Source organism: Photobacterium indicum (assembly GCF_003026215.1).
In the GTDB taxonomy this organism is placed as follows: domain Bacteria; phylum Pseudomonadota; class Gammaproteobacteria; order Enterobacterales; family Vibrionaceae; genus Photobacterium; species Photobacterium indicum.
Genome location: NZ_PYOC01000007.1, coordinates 245,935 through 264,216 on the forward strand (window position 1 = coordinate 245,935; position 18,282 = coordinate 264,216).

At 42.9% G+C, this 18,282-nt stretch carries 6 protein-coding genes; all 6 read right to left on the bottom strand.

Annotated features, from left to right (window positions below; translation table 11 throughout):
• Nucleotides 1–11 precede the first annotated feature (11 nt).
• Complete coding sequence (locus C9J47_RS18660; RefSeq protein WP_107254838.1) at nt 12–581, bottom strand: fimbrial protein; 570 nt, start codon at nt 579–581, stop codon at nt 12–14.
• Nucleotides 582–628: 47 nt separating this feature from the next.
• On the bottom strand, nt 629–1,186 hold the full coding sequence (locus C9J47_RS18665; protein WP_107254839.1) for a fimbrial protein: 558 nt from the start codon (nt 1,184–1,186) through the stop codon (nt 629–631).
• A gap of 480 nt (nt 1,187–1,666) precedes the next feature.
• Complete coding sequence (locus C9J47_RS18675) at nt 1,667–2,173, bottom strand: hypothetical protein (protein WP_107254841.1); 507 nt, start codon at nt 2,171–2,173, stop codon at nt 1,667–1,669.
• Nucleotides 2,167–3,024 carry a winged helix-turn-helix domain-containing protein gene (locus tag C9J47_RS18680; protein WP_107254842.1) on the bottom strand — a complete coding sequence of 286 codons (858 nt, stop codon included), beginning with the start codon at nt 3,022–3,024 and terminating at the stop codon, nt 2,167–2,169. Before C9J47_RS18680 ends, C9J47_RS18675 begins: the two co-directional genes overlap by 7 nt.
• A gap of 219 nt (nt 3,025–3,243) precedes the next feature.
• Complete coding sequence (gene astB / locus C9J47_RS18685; RefSeq protein ID WP_107254843.1) at nt 3,244–4,578, bottom strand: N-succinylarginine dihydrolase; 1,335 nt, start codon at nt 4,576–4,578, stop codon at nt 3,244–3,246.
• A gap of 382 nt (nt 4,579–4,960) precedes the next feature.
• Complete coding sequence (locus C9J47_RS27160; protein ID WP_245903529.1) at nt 4,961–18,121, bottom strand: T1SS-143 repeat domain-containing protein; 13,161 nt, start codon at nt 18,119–18,121, stop codon at nt 4,961–4,963.
• Nucleotides 18,122–18,282 lie beyond the last annotated feature (161 nt).

An 18,282-nucleotide genomic window follows, 5' to 3' on the forward strand; every position in this document is an offset into this window, starting at 1 on the left:
TGTACCTCTCATCATAAATACAGGATTTGATAAACAGCTGTTGCTTCAACCTTTCCGGCTGTCACTGTCGGCGTCGTCGCATAGAAATTAGCTTTCAACATGACGGCTTTTGTTGTGGTATCAAAATTTACATCAGCCGCTACCCACGACTGATTCAGAACGCGAGTACCATCATTCATCAACACTTCTACACCCACTTGTGTCTCGTCAGTCGCATCCGACTGAATCACATTAGGGAAGTGCTCAACATTTCGGGCCTTTAAACTAATTTGTGCGGTGGTTGCTGGGCAATCAGCTGCATTAATGGGGGCCAAACTGAATGCGGTGTAATCGACATTCGCAGGTCCCGGAACTATGCTGCCCGGCGTGCCATGAACATTTAATTCTTTTGTGAAGTCATTAATTGAAATAACACCTAAATTGATAAATTCTTTTTCTTCACCATTTACAAATATAACGGTGTCACAAGTAATTGTTCCTAATGCTCCTTTTATATAAATTGGCTTTTCATCAATAGCAGCTTCCGTAAAGGCGCTAAATAATAAGCTTGTTAGCAAGCTAGAAATAAATAGTACTTTCATAAAAAAGGAGCCCAGAGAGAATACTCTGGGCATTTCCAATATAAAGATTAAAGGTAAGCGATTTGGTAACTTGCAACAGATGTAACAAGACCGGCTTTTGCGTCTTCAGTCGTTTTAAAATAATTCGCAGATAAATTTACTGCTTTAGTAACTTCATCGAAATTAGTACCAGCATCAACATATCCTTTATTTAACAATGGTGTCTTGTCATCAAACAATACTTGCACACCTACATTCGTTGTTGCTATTTCATCAGACGTAAGTACATCACTAAATCCCGTTACGGTTTGACCCGTTAGGCTTAATGCCGCTGTCGTTGCAGGGCAATCATCAGGATTTAAAGGCGCAATACCAAATGCAACAGGCGTTTCAGTTGATTCAGAGGCACCAGTACCAAAGTCACTAGTTGTAATTACTGGAAGCTCAACAAAAGCCACATCATTACCATCAACAATAATACCGGTATCACATGTTTGCGCTGTAATTGCACCCGTAAAGTTCACCGTACCGCGCTGACCGTTACCCGCGGTTACTGACTCTGCATGCGCTACATTTGTTACAGACATTACTAAAAGAGCAGCAGCTGACAATACTTTCTTATTCATTTTAAACCCTATTAATTGGCACTTCTAAAAACTCTTCTTTTTTATAACCAACGTAAAGTCGCCGTATTACTGAAGAGCATGTCAAATATCTGACAGGAAAGTTAACAATTGAAATGGCGATCATCAACTGAAAAGAAAACATAATTAAATTATCAGAAAACCCTTTATTCACTAATAGCTCACCACTACCTAATGAAGGTATAACGAACATAAAACTTGGCATGAAAAAGATAAAACAACATAAAACAAAAGGCAAAACCACCACAAAATCAATAAGTTAAACCCCATTAAAATCAGGTAAAATCAAACAAAACCATAAGTAACTACTTAGAGGTATGATAAGAAAACACGTTATTTTCTAGGATAGAAAATGGCACCTTTTACATCGGGATAGTTTTAATATGCGATAAAATTAACATACTAAGGCTGGCATCAATTATTAAGGCATTAAAAAAGCAGCCATATAGCTGCTTTTTTAATTTAATGACTGTCTAATCGTTTGTATAACTGTGCTTTGTCAAAAACCATGGGATTGGTCAACAATAAGTACTTATTCGTCTCATCTATAAACATTTCTTGGCTATAGCTTGCATTTTTAAAAAACTTCATTTCGCTTCGCAAATGCCAATAGCCATCATCTCTTTCTATTGAATAGTTCAAATTTGAAAAATAGATACGATTTTCTTTTACTTGATAATCAAACTTACAGTACAACTCAAATGTTTTAGTACTTCCATCAAGCATTTTGTATGTGATATCTATATCGCAGGTACCTGTACTCTTCTTAAATTGGTACTTTCTATTCTCGATATTACTTACAAACTCATCACTCCAATCATCCCCATTTGGTATACGTGCTTTGCTCGTATACCAAGCTGTATTTTCAATCGGGTTTTCATTGTGATTCACTATAGAGTATAGAGCAAACAATATTGATAGAACAAAACTTAAACCAACAAGTGCTTTGTATTTATTATTAACTACCATAGTAACCCTCGCCCACGCATACTTTCTATTTTACTCAAAGCATCGGCAAGCGAGCCATCTTTATTAAACATTCGAACAATAATATAGGTATCATTAAGATCGTTAATTGAAGCAAAAAATGTTTTATGTATGTGGAACACATCAACATACACTGTTTTATAGGCAACACTTTTTGGTGGTAGTATTTGAACAGCATGGTAATACTGAGAAAACTTATCGATTACGTCTTTATATTGTCGTTTTGTTAAGCTACCTCCGCGAGATGAAAAAATAACTTTCACAAACTCTCCGTCTGGATTACTGGTATAAATAATATCATTTTGATTTATCTCATAAGCATCATAGCCATTGTTTTCAGATAAATACTGATAATATCCACCAATTCCTAAGAAAATAATGGTGAGTATGAATAGTACGATCCATAGGTAGCGACTGAATAAATGCTGATAAACTGGCTGAGGGGATTCTGCTATTTCAGACTCAGATAAAACGGGATTTTCTTTCGCCAGCTCTATCCGTATATATTGTACATCTTCAGGGCTGACTTCAAAAACATAGCCTTTTTTACGAATTGTTTTAATCAACTCCCCTTCATCAAACTGTCTAAAGATAGAGCGTAGCTTAGACATTACATTCAAAATGGATTGTTCGTTAAGCTCTTGCTCTTCCCAAACATGTTCAACAAGTGCATCTTTCGTCACAAGTTTCGATGCGTTATCAATCAGGTAAGACAGTACATCTGCCTCTTTAGGGCTTAAACTGAATGTCTTAATCTCGCCACTTGATCCACCATTATGGACAAGGGTATTTTTGGTGGCATTAAACTGCCAGCAGAAAAATTGTATTTGCATTTATATCCACTCAGTTTACAAAAGCATGTAGCCAAGTAAGCACATACCGAATAGAAACGGTGTTGCCTTTATACCCAAGTTTATGGGAAACATTTGAAATGAGGTAGTTATAAACACTGAATTTAGTCACCTTTCATTTTATTTATTGCTATAGAGCATAAAAAAAGCAGAAAGGTGATCCTTTCTGCTTCTTAATGATTAATCAGTCAATCCAAATGATTATCGTTGGAACGCGTAAACAGAACCTAAATCTAAGATTTGAGTTAGCTCATCAAGTGCAGCACGAGATTCAACCACTAGCTGTGGGTCGGCAAGGTCAGCATCAGTTATCGTGTCACGATAATGGCTATCTACCCACGAATTTAAACGATTGAACAGTATATCGTTCATTAACGTAGACTGATTGACGGCTTGAAGTTCTTGTTCATTCAGAACAACACGTAAACGTAAGCATGCCGGACCACCGCCATTTGCCATACTTTGCTTTAGGTCAAATATTTGTACTTTATCAATACCTTGCTTAGCATTAATAATCGTTTGTACGTGCGCCCAAACTCGCTCATTATTTCGGCATTCTTCAGGCAAGGCTAATACTGTTTCACCATTTGGCATTTCAAGTAATTGAGAGTTAAACAAGTAGCTAGTCACAGCATCTTCAATGGTTACTGCACTAGTTGGAACCTCTATAACTTTAAAGTTTCCTCCAACTTTGGCGGTTAACTCGTTATACACATCTTGTTGATTCAAAAAAGCTTGTTCATGGCAGAATAGAACGTTCTTGTTGCCCACTGCAATAACGTCATTATGAAACACACCTTGATCAATAACGTCTGGGTTTTGCTGCGCTATTACAACTTTATCACCATTTAATTGATGAAGACGCGCCACTGCTTTACATGCCTCAAAAGTATGACGTGCAGGGTATTTTTTCGGAGCTGAGTATCGACTATCAAAAGCATGACGACCATAAACAAAAAACTCGACACCTTGCTCATCATATTGATGACAAAAACGGGTATGGTTTGCAGCGCCTTCATCACCAAAGTGCTCTACAGCAGGTAACGCAGGATGATGAGCAAAGTGTTTTTTATCAGCAAAGATTGCCTGAAGGATTCTCCCCGTTGTCTCATGTTCAATCGAGCGATGAAATTTATTTGTTAGATTAGCGGGGGTGAAATGTACTTTACCATCAGCAGTATCAGCTGAAGGAGACACTGTTGCCGCATTCGCCGTCCACATACTTGAAGCCGAACAACATGCAGCCAACACTTTAGGCGCTTGCTTAGCAGCTTGTTCAATAACATTCGCATCACTACCCATAAAGCCAAGTCGACGTAGTGTGTGAACATCTGGCCGTTCTTGAGGCGCTAAAATACCCTGCACTAAGCCCATATCAGCCAGTGCTTTCATTTTCGCTAGCCCTTGCTTGGCAGCTTGCTTGGGGTTGGATTGGTTTGCCTGATTCTTTTCAGAGGCTACATTACCAAAAGATAAACCACTGTAGTTATGTGTAGGACCTACCAACCCATCAAAATTCGCTTCACGTGCTTTCATATACATTCCATGTTCTGATTACCGCTAAAAACATAGCACATAACATAACAAAGTATTTACATTTATGACAAGTACCAAACAAATTACTAGTTGGATCTATAGTAGTAGGTGACCTACTAGCAATTAGCATGTTTATTCAGCAGGAAATAAGGAAGGCTGCTTTGCTTTATTCCCGAATGCCAATACGGGCTTATATCTGAGGTTAAGCTCCCTATTATTAAAAGATTTATCGACGCATGCGTACTGGTCACAAATCAATCAGGTGACATGACTTATCTGGTAAGCACTCGCGAAATCACATAATTACCCACATTTATCTGATAGTTAAACCTAAAAAAGCCAACCGTAAATTGGTTGGCTTTTTTTCATTATGCGTGTTGGATCAAAGGTTAGGGTCGACCTTGAAAGCATCGTGACTGAATAATTGATTCAGAATATCTGCCTGACTAACATCACCAAGGCTAGCAGAGTCAATATTTTCAAGAACGATACTCTGTGTATTCCCAGAGTCACTATTGGTAACAGATAAGTTAACTTTACCGTCGTTATCAAAGCTCGCGGTCAAATCACCAGAGGTGACATGTCCAAGTAGATCATCCATATCAAATTTATCATCACCACCATCTGACAATATTTGAGATAAATCGAGTTGGTCTTGATCCAATTTGAAATCAGTAATCACATCTTCATTGGACAATGTATCATCCCATGTGAACAAGTTATTACCTTCACCACCAGTCAAGAAGTCATTTCCTGCACCGCCAGTTAAGATATCGTTGCCGTCAAAACCATAAAGATTCTCACCGCTATTATCCGCAACAAGGGTATTTTCCCCAGCATCACCAAAGTTGTTAGCCACATCAAGCTGTCCGCTGTTAAGTAACATGCCTAACTTATCTTCATCTGACATACCAGCAGGGTCATTCCCTAGCAAGGCTGTTTCCGATACACCATTGATAACGATATTTTGAACTAAGTCGCCCTGGTCATCGTAAATTTCAAGAGTCGAATCCGTTCCATTGCCCGTCAGTTTTATAAGATTAGTCAAATCACTAAGTGACATTGAATCATACGCGCTGAAGGCATCTGTAAGGTCGATTTTATCGATACCTACTTCGAAGTCCATAATGGTGTCTGTCGCGACATTAGTCGCAGTACCAAAGTCACCAGCTTGCCACTTGAAGATATCTTCAACACCATCGCCAGTTCCACCTTGCTCGCCACCCCACATAATATCGTCGCCAGCACCGCCGACTAAAATGTCAGAAGCTGCGCCACCAATTAAGATATCGTTGCCATCACCACCCAACAATGTCGCTTCAGCACTACTATCAATCACCAAGTTTGCGGCATCAGAGCTAGATGAACCTCCAATCTGATTACCAGTATTGGCAAGATTATCGACCACAACATTGATATCGACAGTTGCTGATTCAGCTTTGCTGCCATCAGTTTCTTCTGATACAGCCACAACTTCTAGGTTGTTGCCCCCTTCAGGCAAGCCAATCACATTTAAGTCTGCAAGGTCTTCTTTGGTGATAATCCAAGTACCATTGCCTTGATTACCCGCAATGACATCACCATTGCTATTGACCAAGTCAGCTCCAGCAAGATTTTTAACCATAATACTCAAGGTTTCAGAACCATCGGTATCGGTTAATACTGCAATCAAGCCAAGCAGAGGAATCATTGTGCCTAGCGAGCCACGGATTGCAGCCGTCTGGATAAAGCTATTATCTAGAGATAATGTCGGCGCATCGGCTTTCGGGGTTACCGTTACAGGAACTTTACTGATTGCCGTCTCGTCAGTACCTGAGCCGACATTACCGCCGTCGTGGGTCGTCATAGTCAGTTCATCAGCACCACTGTAGTTGTTGTCACCTTCATAGGTAACACCGTTGTTCAACAATGCGTTGATATCATCCATTGCTCCCGTGATCACCACAGTGTCAGTTCCCTGACCTGTCACGACAACACTGCTTCCAACAGGAATATCAACACTCAAAATACCGTGCGCTACATTTAACGTGACAGACATGGAACCCGTCGTGCCTGCTTCACCAAAATCGACATCACTGATCTGCATACCTGTAATTACTGTACTGCCGTCTTCTTCCGCAGTTACAGCATTAGGCACTGTATTCACAGGCGCATCATTCACAGGGTTAACTGTTATCGTGATACTGTCGCTGTCAGTCAACCCTTCAGCAGGACCAGTACCAGAGTTCGCCTGATCATTTATTGTCATGGTCAGGGTATCGTCACCATTGAAGTTAGTATCACCCGTATATTCCACACCACTCGCTAATAGCGCATTGATATCATCAAGGCTACCCATAACGATTAATGTCTCCGAGCCTTCACCTGTAACGGTCAACCCTAATGCTGCCCAGTCGAAGCTATCTGGCACATTTAATGTTCCATCGCCGACATTCAGGGTCACCGTCATTTCACTATTAGCAGTTTCGTTAGCATCAACATCCACCACTTTCAGACTGCTAATTAATAGCGGTACATCTTCATCAGCTGTCAAATTGCTTGGAAGCACGTTAACAGGCGCATCATTTTCAGCTTCAACATCAATGTGAATAGTCTTATCAACCGCGATGCTGTTATCGGCAACAACACCGTTATCCACGGCACGAATATCAACCTCGATATTACCGTTCCAATTAACGTTATTCGCATCACCAGGGTGGAAAATCAACTTATCAAGATCTGAAGACTCAACAGTCACGACCCATACACCGCCCCCCATATTAGCCACGGCACCCGCTATACCATCCGGCAAAGCAATAGAACTAGATTCGGGAACATTTGTTAATGTAATTTGTAAACCTTCCGGTCCTTTTTCTGTCACATTTAATGCTGAACCGTCATAACTATTTTTATCATCAAAAGCTTCAACATTTAGAATTAAATCAATCCCTGCGGTGTCGTTCTCTCTACCTGACGCTTCTTTTTCAACGTCTGTATCCACACGGTCAGCCACTGGCTGCACGTCAATAGTGATACTGGTTGAATTCTCAGCTACTTCCGTTAACGAATCTTCTTTACTGTAAACCACTACATTCAATTCAACTTCACCGCTGAAATCTTCAGGTGGAATCACTTTAATATTATCTAAATTGAATGTTGTCTGGCCTGATGGTAACGAAATACTCCACTCGCCATTACTGTTGTTCACCGCGCCTTCAATAATGAAGCCTTCCGGCACACCCGTCAGCTTAATAGACAGAATTTGCTCAGAGCCATCAACATCGATAATCGTTCCGCCGATGCCCGCAAGCGACACACCTCCAGCATCTTCTTGACCAACCACAACTTTATCGGTACCGGTCCAATTCACGGCATCGTTAACTGCCACAACCTCAAAGCTAACATTCGTATTGTAAGAGCCCGTATCCGTTGCTGAACCACCTGTTTGATCGAAGTTCGCCGTATCCGTAATATCAACTTTTACACCAACACTGACTGAACCGCTGAAATCTTCCACTGGACGGAATTGAATATTGCCCAATTCGCTTGCAGGTAGAGTAATTTCAGAAACTAATGAACCGTCAGCTGTAACAAAGAAACCTTTCGTCGAATCAACCGTCAGTGTTACTGACGTCACCGTTTCTAAACCTTCGTTTAAAGAGGTACTGCTATCTGCAAGCACCACACTCAAATCAAGCGTAATATCACCGTCTTCATACGCGACACCAGTATAATCATGATCTGCGCTACCATCGCTGATCGGTTGCTTGTTACCGTCTAGTCCATCGGTCTTAACGACGCTAATTTCGACTTCTGGCGTATGATTGCCCGTTTGTGAATTACCAGGAATATCAACAACAGGGTTCACCTGCACAGGAATGGTGTCAGTTACTTCTTTGACATCACCACTCACTGTATCTGTCGTCACGTATTTAACGTCAAGCTCAAAATCACCGGCAAAATCTTCAGGTAATTTAATACCAACCGCAGACAAATCAACGTGACCTTCTGAGTCAACAGGTACTTTAAGTACATACTCACCCGTTTCGTAGTTATATTCCGCGCCAGTGATAGACACACCATTAGGTAGCGTTGAAGCATCAATGACTAAGGTAAATACATCATTATCATGATGTGGCCCCGCGATGCTGACAGAAATGAATGCATCTAATTGATCACCAAAATTAAGATGATTATCTTCGGTACCTGTAATGACAATATCGGGTTGCGCATCAATATTTCCAGCCTCTTGATCGCCACCCGTTGTACCGTTGAAGTCGAGTTCGATGACAGTATCAATGTCTTTACGAACACCGTCGCTCGAATCGCCTTCGTTGTTATCACCTAGATCGCGAATCTCAGCAGAAATATGAACGAAAACTGTAGAGGTCTGGTCAACTGTTGCAATAATTTGCAGATTACCCAGCTCAGATTGAGGTACCGTCCAGCTACCATCACCATTATTAATCCCCCCTATCACCAAGAACTGATCCAAAATGTCTTGATCAGTAATCGTATTACCATCAGCATCGACCAACGTAATAATGACTTTTTCAATAACTTCAGTACTGCTTAAATCATCTTCGATGAAACTTAAGCCATTGGTAAACGTCTGATCACCCGTTGTATTAATATTGATGTCGATAACACCATTCGCATCACTGGTAATCTTATTCGTCACATCACCGTTATTGTCCACAATCGCTAATTTTCCATCGTCTTCCACAACAGCATTAATATTGACATTGAGTGTGCCTTCTATGTTTTTAACATCAGTTGCCGCTGAATCGACATCCACTTCGGTGACTGTCACTTCCGTCTTCAATGTTAAATCAACATCAGAATCTTCAGGACCTTTCACGCGCAATGATTGTCCGCCAGATGTAATCTGAGCCACCTGAGCTGGCGTCAAGGTAATGTCCCCACCACCAGAAGAAATCAATGTGTTGCCTATGTACAAATCATAATCAGCAGGAAGATCTTTAATCACCAAACCAGTGATTACTTCCTTGCTATCAGTAAGGTCTGGCTGCCAATTCAAGTTAACGTAGTTATCTTCATTTCCGTTTGAGTTTTTGCTGTAATCCGTCGCATCGACCACTGGCTCAACATGGATAACCAAGTTACCGTCAAACGATTTACTGTCACCGTCATTCTCTGTCACGACCAATCGCACATCGAGATCAATATCAGCCGTACTGTTTAATGGTGGAGTTATTGTGATGCCATGCAATGTATCAAGATTCACTTCATACTTAGGGTTACCATTCGCATCCGTACCAACATAGACTAGCGATTGTTCATTACCGTTTGCATCAAAAATCTTAACGCCTTCCGGAATGTTCGAAATAACCAAGCTAAGTGTTTCTGAGTTATCTGTTGGCGCTAACGCGTATTCGCCCGACATGACAGAGAAGTCAAAAACTGCAGAACTATCTTCATCAATCGTAGTTTCAAGACCAGTACGGCCATCGGTTAATTCTGTCCATGATGAATTGTTGAAATCAAAGTCCGGCTTATCAGCAACACCCGTTAAGTCAACTTCAATTGTTTGCTCACCAGTTACAAACTCATTCACCACATCTGTGGTTGTTGTGCCATCAGGATTAGTGACTGTTGCGGTATCTTTTATTACACCTTCAACTTTTATCGTGAAATCAACATTACTCTCTGGCGTTGGTTGTAACTGCAGCTTATCAATATCATCATAAGCCACTTCGTATTTTCCATCGGCATCAGGTACTAATGCTTGTCCATCAAGGAACAATATAGCGCCTGTTGGTAAACCGGAAATGCGAACAAAGAGTTTTTCTGAACCATCAGCGTTGTCGTCTTGAGGTGTTAGGTAGATGTGATCTTTCAAGCTAATCAACTCATCTTCATCTGACTCAATACGCTTCACTTTCATGGTCGCATCATCAGCATCTGGATTGACATTGATGATGATTTCTTTATGAACAGAGTCAGCCGTATTTTGGTTGTCACGCTCTTCACTCTGCGCGTATACATCTAACTTAATGTCGCCACTGAAGTTATCCGCAGGGTCTACTTGTACAGAACCAATATCAGCTGCAGCAACTTTATAGATGCCAGAACCCGTAGGCGTTTCTACTAGGTTGTCACCAACTAACGTGCCTTCACCTTCTTTAATCGTAATGAAGTAATACAGATCTTCCGAGCTAGTATTAGAGCCATCGTCATCTTGAAGAACGGCTGTCAAGTTCAGTCCAACGCTATCCGCATCTTCCGTCACGGTATAGTGATAGGTGGTATTGCTATCATCCCAGGTTGGGATATCCGCCACACCATCGACATGCACAGTAAAGCTACCGTTCATACCTGGGTGCTTGCTGCCGTCAGTATTGACAACTTCAGCACTCACATTGAAGTTCAAGTCACCATTAATGGTTGAGAAGTCTTCATCCGGCATAAAAGTTACGCCATTGAGAGAGAAAGTACCGTCACCATTATCGGTGAAGGCTGCTGACGGGAAGGTAATTGAACCATCGGCATTAGGCGTAATCACAGCACCATTCCACATGAAATCACCATGCATATCACCGACAGGTGTAATGGTAACCGTGCCCACAGATTCACCACGATCTGAGTCACCCACATCGATATCCATGTTGATGACAATACCGTGGTAATCCGAAGCAATCGTGTCTGAAGCACTGCCGCTATCTTCTTGGCCAGTGCTGTTATGTGTGGTTAAGGTGGAATCTTGGTCACTTATTTCTAACGTAATCGTACTCGTGTCAGTATCACCATCACCATCGGTAATTTCCACATCAATGAGTTTCGTTATATCTTCAATTGCATGGTCTAGATCACCATTTGCACTAAAGTACGTTTCACCTTCAGCTGTGATCAACAATATTCCAAGAACAGTGACACCATCTTTAACTTCATACTGATAGTACTCACCAGACTTTGGTAATGTATCTAAAGGAATACGAACACCGTCGACAATCAATGCGGTCACGGTTGCATCATCAGCACCTTCACCTACGATTGATAACACATCCTCCAATGTAGAAGTGCGACCTTCAACCGTATTTAAAGTAACATCACTCGCCGTTGGCTCATCATCTTTGATCGTAACAGGTACATTAACGGTATTACTTTTATCACCATCCTGATCAATCGCTTGTATCGGAAGAGTTATTATCAGTTCATCATCTGTTAGGCCACCTTCTTCGTGGTCAACATTACCTTTTAGAATGAATTCATATTTTCCGCTATCACTCAGCTTGATAACGAAAATAGTCGTATTACCAGCCTTACCAAAATATTTACCATTATTACTATTGTAAGACAGAGTGATTTGCTGCCCATCCGACATTAGTACACCAGCGTTTTGCTGATTAAAGGTAGCAACATCAATAACGAAATCAGTGACCTCATCACTACCACTATCAACAACAATTTGTCCCTTTGCTTTTTCGCCTTTACTTGACGGGTCAGAACCTTGATGGTTTTTGTTATCACCATTCACAGCACTTTCATCAACAGTAATAGCTTTAAAGTCTGTAATCACAGGATTGCTGCCATCGTTGATAGTCACATCAACTGAAATACCTGTATCTAATTTGTCACCGTCGGTATCTGCGACTTGGACAGGCACATCGATGGTAATCTTGTCACCATCAGTTGATACCATGTCATTTGCATTGCCACCTTGGTGATCAAGCGGTTGGTTTTGTGTGATGGTAATGGTGATATCTACATCATGACCATTCGCGGCTTGCACTGCGTCTACAACCACAGTCATCACGACAACACCGGCAGCAACACCCGTTAATGTGCCCGCATTTGCGTTGTAGGTGAACGTAATTGGCTGATCACCCGCTGTTAATTCATTTTGTAGTTCAGTAATTAATGCATCAAGTGTATCGCTATCGATCTCAGCAGAATTAGGATCTAGACGATCGACGCCTGCAGGGACATTGATCGTAGTACTACCTATTACAGGGTAAGGAGACTCACTACCTTCAGGTGTCAAATCACCTTCAGTGATAGTAATAGTACCCGTTTGGCCACCCCCAGCATTGGTGCCGTCATTGACCACGACATTGATATGACCCGGCGCACTGGTATCACCATCTTTATCATCTGCTAATACATCAAGAACAATGTTTTCATTATCACCTGCTTTATCGTCAACCTGATCAATCGGTTGTTTCTGATCAACCGTATAGTTACCGTCGATATCAACCGTGGCTTCCATGACCACCACATTCGGATCACTCACTAAAGTGACAATAATCGTGCTGCCATCTGCACTAACGGTATAAGTGGTTGCTTCACCATTGCTGGTTAGGCCATTTAGCGAAGATTGCATATCGTCAAAGTACACTTTAACAACATCGTCACTGCCTGTGTCGACATCAATTTGACCTGTGCCGGAAACAACACCGTCATCCCCTTCTTCTAGGTTAACAGTGCTGTCAGCACCAAATTTCGGATCATCACCATCAGTAATGGTGACATTCACACTCACTGGCTTTTCAAGATCATCGCCGTCAGAATCCGTCATTTGAACTGGAATATCGACAGTGATCGCGTCGTCACCCACATTCACGTAAGTACCCGAGCCATTAGTGTGATCCAATGGACCACTTTGCTCAATGACCATCGCTACGCTGACATCACCATTCGCTAGCTGCGTTGGGGTCAGTGTTATCTCTAAAATTTCTGCGCTGCCAGCCTGTGTCATGCCCGTAATGGTAATCACACCATTGGCATCAACCGTTAGCATAAACGTCAATGGCGCACCATTTGATGTCAGGCTATTCAACTCAGCTAAGAGGTCAGTTTGCACATCCGCTTCAACACGCATCGTATTTGAAACCAGATTGTCGTTCACGGCTTCAACCGTAAAGCTAGCAGATCCTGTTGATGGGTACGCTCTACCGATAGCCGGATTTTCAAGGTCGCCTTCTACAACCGTTAGGTTTGCAGTAACATTTTCACCTGTCGCATCTTGACCATCTTTGATCGTAATGATGACTTGACCGCTATTACTGACATCACCGTCTTTATCTGTCGCAACGACACCCAAGGTCAGACCAATGTCATCTCCTTGTGTATTATCTTGATCAAGCGGTTCATCTTGCTTAACTATATACGTGCCATCTTTATTCATGGTGATGGTTAGAACGGGAGCACCGTTATTGATACCGCCATCAATCGTTACCGTGATTACATTTCCATTGACGGTGTACGTTGTCGCCTGACCATTAGTCGTTAAGCTAACAAGCGATGCTTGCACCGCATCAAATTCCACCTTATCAATTGCATCACTGCCTATATCAAGGTCAATCGCACCTGATACCGTTTGGCTATTTTCGGTTTCTGTAATGGTTGTGCCACCATCAAGACCGAAGACAGGATCGGCACCATCTTGAATCGTAATATCCACTTTCGCGGCAGTATCTAAATCATCGCCATCAGTGTCTTTCGCTTGTACAGGCACGCTGATCGTAATGTCATCGCCATTGGTTTTGACGAAGCCATCGGCATCTGTTGGGTTATTATGATCGAGTGGCAGATGCTGTTTGAACTCAACATTCACATTGATATCGTCACCCACTTGAGTGCCTGATAGTGTGATTGTTACAGCGACATCACCGCCAGGGGTCGTGGTGCCGACTAAAGTCGAGCCATCCGCACTGAGCAAAAAGACTAAATTTTCACCACCTGATGTTAATTCTGATTCCAACTCGGTAATCAGCGCTGCCACTTTTACTGGATCTACGTTCACTGTTGTTGGATCGAGGCGATCTTCTCCCGCCGTTACCATAAAGGACTCTGACGTTGTTTTAGGATAGGTCGTTCCACCCGTTGAGGTTTCAAGATCCCCTTCAACTGCAGTCATTGCGAGGCTTTCACCGCCTGTCGCATCGCTACCGTCAGCCACTTCAATATTAATGGTACCGCTGGCGGTGTCACCATCACCATCTGTTACAGTCACTTTGATCGGCAAGTTCAGCAGGTTATTAATATCCTGATCCAACTCTCCGGTGATTTTCGCCGTGTAAGAACCATCGTTATTAATGGTGACTTCAAGTACAGTCTTGCCATCACTGTCTTTCAGCAGTAATACATTACCACTCACTTCAACTGTCGTTGCGTGTCCATTACTGGTAACACCATTAAAGCCAGATTGCATATTTGCATCATCAAATTCGATAGATGCAATCGCATCACTACCCGTATCAACAGCAATACTGCCAGAGATAACTTGACCTTCTTGCGTTTCTTCGTTCAGAGAAATTCCAGTATCAACACCGAATGACGGCAATTGACCATCTTTAATTGTTACTGTCACAACCGCAGGGGTATCTAAGCTGTCACCATCGGTATCTTTACCTTGCAGAGGAACATCGATTGCAATGCTGTCACCATTTTCGCTGACATATCCCGTGCTATTACCCGACGCGTTATGATCCAGAGGCAGAAGTTGATCGACTTTAACTGTCACTGTGACATCTTGACCAGCTTGTACCGCAGTCACTGTCACGCTAACCGCAATAGCACCATTCGGAAGCTTACCCACTAACACACCATTTTCGAGTGTGAATGCCAGCGTTTCACCACCAGAAGTGAGCTCCGCTTCCAGTTCAGAAATTAATGCCGCTTGCTGTGTAGCATCAATACCGACAGTTGTAACATCAAGGCGATCTTCACCCGCATTCAGCGTGATATCAGTCTCAGCCGACACTAGGTAGCCATTTGGACTTAAATCCGGCTCTGTAATTTCCACGCTAACAGTTTCACCACCACTGGCATTCGCACCATCAGTAATGCTGATGTTCATTGAACCTGAAGCACTATCACCATCTTTATCTGTCGCTGTGACACCCAAATTCAAATCAGTCGACAAACTTGCTTCTTGATCAATAGGACCTGTTACTGTCACGGTATACTTGCCGTCTGTATCAACAGTTATCACCATGATTGGCTGAGCATTGCTATCAAATAATGTGATGGTGTTATCAACCACATCATAGGTCGTAGGATTACCGTTACTAGTAAGGTTTTCGAGATCTGTTTGGGTCTCCGCAAAGACTAACGTTGCAATGGCATCAGAACCCACATCCAGATTCAGTTGCCCCTCAACAGGAACACCTTTATTCAACGTTTCATTAACGATGATACCCGCATCATTACCAAACGATGGATCGTCACCATCTTTAATGATGATGCCAACAGTCGCTGCAGTCGTCAGATCATCACCGTCAGTATCTTTTGCTTGTACTGGCACATTGATGTGAATTTCATCATTTTCAGACGTTATATAACCCACGGTATCGCCGGTGCTTTTGTGATCCAATGGAACATTTTGCGTGATATCTACAGTCACCGTCAGATCTTGACCGTTTTGTGCCGCAGACAATTCAACCGTCAACGCAACTTGTCCATTTAACCTACCAACAATGTCACCGTCAGCATTTAACGAGAAGGTTAATGCTTGTCCACTTGACGTTAATTCAGACGCCAATTCCACCATCAAGGCATTGACTTGCGCAGGGTCAACTTCAACAGAATCAGGAACCAAGCGATCTTCACCAGCAGTTAGTTCAAAATTACCTGACTTCGTTGCAGGATAAGAAGTATCTGTACCACCGACACCATTGCCGTCAGTATCAAGATCACCTTCGATCAGTTCAATCGTACCTGAATAACCGCCTGCTGCATCATCACCATCGGTGATCGTGATGTCCATTGAGCCGTTCGTTATATCACCGTCTTTATCGGTTGCTGTGACACCTAAATCGACATTGATACTATCGCTCACACCGCTTTGATCAACAGGTCCAGTGACCGTGACTTTGTATGAACCATCGGTATCAATAGTTACTGTCATTACTGGCTTATTCGCGCTGTCAAAAACAGTCAGCGTATTGCCTGTTACGGTATACGTGGTTGGTAGCCCATTACTGGTAATATCGACTAATTCAGGTTGGTCAGCTTGGAAGACAATGGTATCAATCGCATCAGAGCCCACATCCAGTGGGATCTGACCAGAAATCACATCGCCTTTTTGTGCTGTTTCATCAACGGTGACGCCAGAATCAGCACCGAAAGATGGATTGGCACCGTCGGTGATCGTGATATCCACATTGGCTGGCGTATCTAAATCATCGCCGTCGGTATCTGTCGCCTGCACGGGTACATTGATGTGGATTTCATCATTGGCAGAAGTAATATAGCCCGCGCTGTCACCGGTATTCGTATGATCCAACGGGACATTCTGTTCGATGGTCATCGTGACTTTCACGTCTTGACCTTGCTGCTCGCCCGATAAGGTAACGGTTACAGCCACATCACCGTTCGGCAGTTTACCGACCAGATTACCGTTACTATCCACTTCAAACGTCAACGCCTCGCCGCCAGAGGTCAGTTCGTTTTGCAGCTCAGTGATCAAATCACTTTGTAATGCTGGATCAATTTTTACTGAACCCGGTACAAGGCTGTCTTCACCCGCCTTGATAACGAATGAGCCAGATTGCGAGGCTGGGTATGTAGTATCAGTACCACCGACACCATTACCGTCAACATCTAAATCGCCTTCGTTCAGCGTGAGCGCACCTTGGTCACCACCTGAAGCATTGGTGCCGTCAGTGATGGTGATACCCATCGAACCATCAGTGGTATCGCCGTCTTTATCAGTAGCAGTCACGTTCAAATCGATATTGGTGGATTCACTGTCACCTTGATCGATCGGACCTGTTACGGTCACTTCATACGATCCGTCAGTCGCGATGGTCACTGTCATCACGGTGTCGCCAGCACTGTCGAGAACCGTCAGGGTATTCCCCACAACCGTAAACGTCGTCGCTTCACCATTACTGGTGATCCCTGTTAATCCAGGTTGAGCCACTTGGAACACAATGGTATCAATCGCATCAGAGCCCACATCCAGTGGGATCTGACCGGAAATAACATCGCCTTTATCTGTTGACTCATTAATCGTCACGCCAGAATCAGCACCAAAGGATGGATTCGCGCCGTCAGTGATCGTGATATCCACATTAGCTGGGGTATCTAAATCATCGCCGTCAGTATCTGTCGCCTGCACGGGTACATTGATGTGGATTTCATCATTCGCAGAGGTAATGTAGCCTGCGCTGTCGCCGGTATTAGTATGATCCAACGGGACATTCTGTTCGATGGTCACCGTAACTTTCACGTCTTGGCCTTGCTGCTCGCCCGATAAGGTAACGGTTACAGCCACATCACCGTTCGGCAGTTTGCCGACAAGCTTGCCATTACCATCGACATCAAACGTCAGCTTTTCGCCACCTGAGGTCAGTTCATTTTGCAGTTCAGTGATCAAGTCACTTCGTAATGCTGGGTCAATTTTTACTGAACTTGGAACAAGACTGTCTTCACCCGCCTTGATAACAAACGAGCCCGATTGCGATGCTGGGTATGTTGTATCTGTATCACCCGGATTAACACCGTCACCCAACGAGTCCAAATCGCCTTCGTTCAGTGTTAGCGCACCTTGGTCGCCACCCGTGGCATTAGTGCCGTCAGTAATAGTGATATCCATTGAACCGTCAGTGGTATCGCCGTCTTTATCAGTAGCAGTAACGTTCAAATCGATATTGGTGGATTCGCTGTCACCTTGGTCAATTGGACCTGTTACGGTAACCTTATATGAACCGTCGGTATCGACAGTTACCGTCATCACGGTGTCGCCAGCACTATCAA

Excerpts from the sequence above, each read along its gene's own strand:
- C9J47_RS18660 (WP_107254838.1), bottom strand. The coding sequence starts at position 581 with ATGAAAGTACTATTTATTTCTAGCTTGCTAACAAGCTTATTATTTAGC.
- astB (WP_107254843.1), bottom strand. The coding sequence starts at position 4,578 with ATGAAAGCACGTGAAGCGAATTTTGATGGGTTGGTAGGTCCTACACAT.
- C9J47_RS18675 (WP_107254841.1), bottom strand. The coding sequence starts at position 2,173 with ATGGTAGTTAATAATAAATACAAAGCACTTGTTGGTTTAAGTTTTGTT.
- C9J47_RS27160 (WP_245903529.1), bottom strand. The coding sequence starts at position 18,121 with ATGGATATCACTATTACTGACGGCACTAATGCCACGGGTGGCGACCAA.
- C9J47_RS18665 (WP_107254839.1), bottom strand. The coding sequence starts at position 1,186 with ATGAATAAGAAAGTATTGTCAGCTGCTGCTCTTTTAGTAATGTCTGTA.
- C9J47_RS18680 (WP_107254842.1), bottom strand. The coding sequence starts at position 3,024 with ATGCAAATACAATTTTTCTGCTGGCAGTTTAATGCCACCAAAAATACC.